This window comes from Algibacter sp. (genome assembly GCF_049667265.1).
In the GTDB taxonomy this organism is placed as follows: Bacteria; Bacteroidota; Bacteroidia; order Flavobacteriales; family Flavobacteriaceae; genus Algibacter_B.
The window spans coordinates 1-3,184 of the sequence record NZ_JBATHX010000498.1 but is presented as its reverse complement, the minus strand read 5'-3'; the positions used below and the strand labels follow the sequence as shown (position 1 = coordinate 3,184).

Sequence of the window (3,184 nt, the reverse complement as noted above, 5' to 3'; positions counted from 1 at the left end):
AATCCCATAAATAGATAATAACAGACAGCAATTTCAGAATCGTTTAATTTTGGATACATTTTATTCATTTGAATAAAAAAATCTGCATTAAACTCATTGATTAACTTCATATGACTTTCACCAATTGCTAAAACATCAATTGATTTTGAATGTATATTTCTATAAAGGGCCATAATTTGGTTGCGCTGCGTTTCAATATTATTAATTTTAGAAATCTTTTTTATATCCCCTTTCAGTTCCTGAATATAATCTTCAAGCACCTCTAACTTGGTTACCATTTTTTGTTGATTTGATTGTAGGTAGCCTAATTCTTTTAATTTATCCTTATAACTTGTAATCCTAATTTCAATTTTTCTTCTATTTTTATGTAGTATAATTAATAATACAATAGATAGCGCGAGCAAAACTGCTGCAACTATAAAATTTAAGCGTTTCTTTTCATTACTTATTAATAATTCTTCTTCGGTTTTTACAAGGCTTTCGCTCATTTTAAGCCCAGTTCTTATATTCGCTTTTTTAATTTCCGCCTCAAGATTTCTCAAAGAATCTGTATAGGCTAAACTTAATTTATCTTGTCCTGCAGTTTGGTAGGTTTTTATAGCCAAACTGTAGAAATCCTTTTTAAATTCTTGATCCATAAAAGGTTTAAGCTTATAAACTTCTTGAAGATAATACAAGGTTGAATCTGTTGCTTTATTAGCATAAAAATAGTTGGCTAAATAATACTTTTGATAAGCTTCAAAAAACGAATCGCGGGTTACTCTATTTTCTTCTTCTAAAGAACTATAGAGATTAATATAATGTTTTCCCTGGTCGTAGTTTCCTAAATTTAAATGGCTGGAGGCCAACATATGTAGCGCATATGCATATAAATATTGTTTATCTAGATTTTTATATTCATTTAAAGTCTCCTCAAGCATTATTATGCAATCCTGCCACTTCCTATCCTGAAATTTAAGAAAAGCGGGGATTTGTTTAGTGTCCATTAAACCGTATAAATCATCTTGCTCAATGTATAATGATTTCGCCTTTTCTAGATATTTTTCCGCCTCTTCATAGTCGCCAAGTTCAGATAAAAGCAAAAAGGTACGTGTTGACGCATATGCTCCAAAAGATTTGTCGAGAGTCTCATCGGCATATTTTAAGGACAATAGCCAAAGGCGATAGGCCTCGGTAAATTCATGTAATTCGTAATGAATATTTGCTTTTATACCGTAGTAATTATCAACCAAACCTTTTATATAAGTTTCGTTAGGTTCTGGAATTGAATCTAAAAAAACTAAACTTTTTTCTGGATTACTAATAACATATATTTCAGCTGAATCTAAAAAGCGCTTATAATTATCATTCTGAGAAAAACTAGTGAAACTTGACAGAAACAATAACAAACATGCTAAATGAGTGAATTTACTCGCAACGTATAGATATGAGGTGTTTAAAAACTTCAATTTTAATGGGTGCAATTTTTAAGCTAATATACTAATTGTCTAGAAATTATAAGAAATTCAAAATGGGTTTAACAAAAAAAGCTCTGATATATTTCAGAGCTTTTTTTGAGTTTTCAAATGGTTTAATCTCTTCCTCCAAAAAGCTGAAGTGCCCAATATAAAAGTGACGCTAATGCACCAATTGCGGCCACTAAATATGTTCTTGCAGCCCATTTTAAGGCGTCCTCAGAACCCGCATACTCTTCTTGAGATACCATATTCTTATTTTTTAACCATGCCAATGCTCTATTACTTGCATCGTATTCAACTGGTAAAGTGATAAAACTAAATAAGGTTGCAAATCCCATAAATGCCACACCAATTGCTGCGACCCACCAACCTAAACCAACGCCAGCAGCTCCTCCAAGAACCAGTCCACCCATAATTAACCATTGCGACATTCCAGAAGTTACACTAACCACAGGAACTAAAGTAGAACGCATTGTTAACCATTGATAAGCTTGTGCATGTTGCACAGCGTGACCTACCTCATGTGCTGCAACAGCCGCCGCCGCCGCATTTCGCTGATTGTAAACCGATTCACTTAAATTTACCGTTTTATTTTTTGGGTTGTAATGGTCTGTTAATTGTCCTGCCGTAGAAATCACTTCAACATCTCTAATACCATGGTCTGCTAACATTTTTTCAGCAATTTCAGCACCGCTCATACCATTTCTTAGTTGTACTTTAGAGTACTTTGCAAACTTCTTTTTTAAAGTACTACTCACCAACCAACTTACTAAAGCAATGGCTCCAATTAATATATAATATCCAATCATTTTTTTTTATGTTTTAAATTTCAAATTAAAGATAGCAAAAATAACGCCAATTTTTCAATCTGAATTTTTGTCAGCTAATTATTTTAAAAAAAATAAAAAACGTCCAAAACTTATTAAATAAGATTTAGACGTTTCAAAATTATAATTCAAAAAAAATCCTAAGCCATTTCCATGTCAAAGGCCTCGGCAATTTCTTTATAAACAATTTTTCCTTTTACAATATTTAAACCTTTAGCTAAAGAGGCATTCCCATCGCATGCTTTTTTCCAACCTTCGTTTGCCAACTTAATAACGTATGGTAAAGTCACATTCGTTAATCCCATTGTTGATGTATAAGGTACAGCACCAGGCATATTGGCAACACTATAATGTACAATGTCATCAATAATATACGTAGGGTCTTGATGTGTTGTTGGTTTGGTAGTTTCAAAACAACCACCTTGATCTACAGCCACATCAACCATAACGGTTCCTGGACGCATATCTTTTAGCATATCTCTAGTAATTAATTTTGGTGCTTTTGCGCCTTTTAAAAGTACACCACCTATAATTAAATCAGAATCAACTATATGTTTTCTAATGTTATATTCACTCGAAAATTCACTTACAACATTATTCGGCATGGTATCACTTACATGACGTAAAGCTTTCATATTAATATCTAAAATATGCACGCTCGCGCCTAATCCTGACGCCATTCTTGCTGCTTGAAGACCTACAACACCAGCGCCTAAAATCAACACTTTTGCAGGAGGCACCCCAGGAATACCACCTAATAAAATACCACGTCCCATAATTGGTTTTTCAAGATATTTAGCCCCTTGTTGAACAGACATTCTACCAGCAACTTCAGACATTGGAATTAACAACGGAAGTGATCCATCAGCATCTTCAACCGTTTCATAAGCAATACAAATA

The 3,184-nt window shown here is 33.2% G+C and carries 3 protein-coding genes; all 3 read right to left on the bottom strand.

What is annotated here, in order from left to right; genetic code table 11:
• On the bottom strand, window positions 1-1,232 hold a 1,232-nt coding region (locus WBN21_RS16920), incomplete at its 3' end, for a tetratricopeptide repeat protein (RefSeq protein ID WP_424202382.1).
• 338 nt (window positions 1,233-1,570) lie between these two features.
• Window positions 1,571-2,266 (bottom strand): zinc metallopeptidase, encoded by a 696-nt coding sequence (locus WBN21_RS16915; protein WP_424202380.1) that lies wholly within the window; start codon window positions 2,264-2,266, stop codon window positions 1,571-1,573.
• 158 nt (window positions 2,267-2,424) lie between these two features.
• Window positions 2,425-3,184 (bottom strand): alanine dehydrogenase (locus WBN21_RS16910; RefSeq protein WP_424202378.1); only part of this gene is annotated, 760 nt, incomplete at its 5' end.

What these genes read in the sequence shown, in the direction of transcription:
- WBN21_RS16915 (WP_424202380.1), bottom strand. Translation starts at nt 2,266, where the DNA reads ATGATTGGATATTATATATTAATTGGAGCCATTGCTTTAGTAAGTTGG.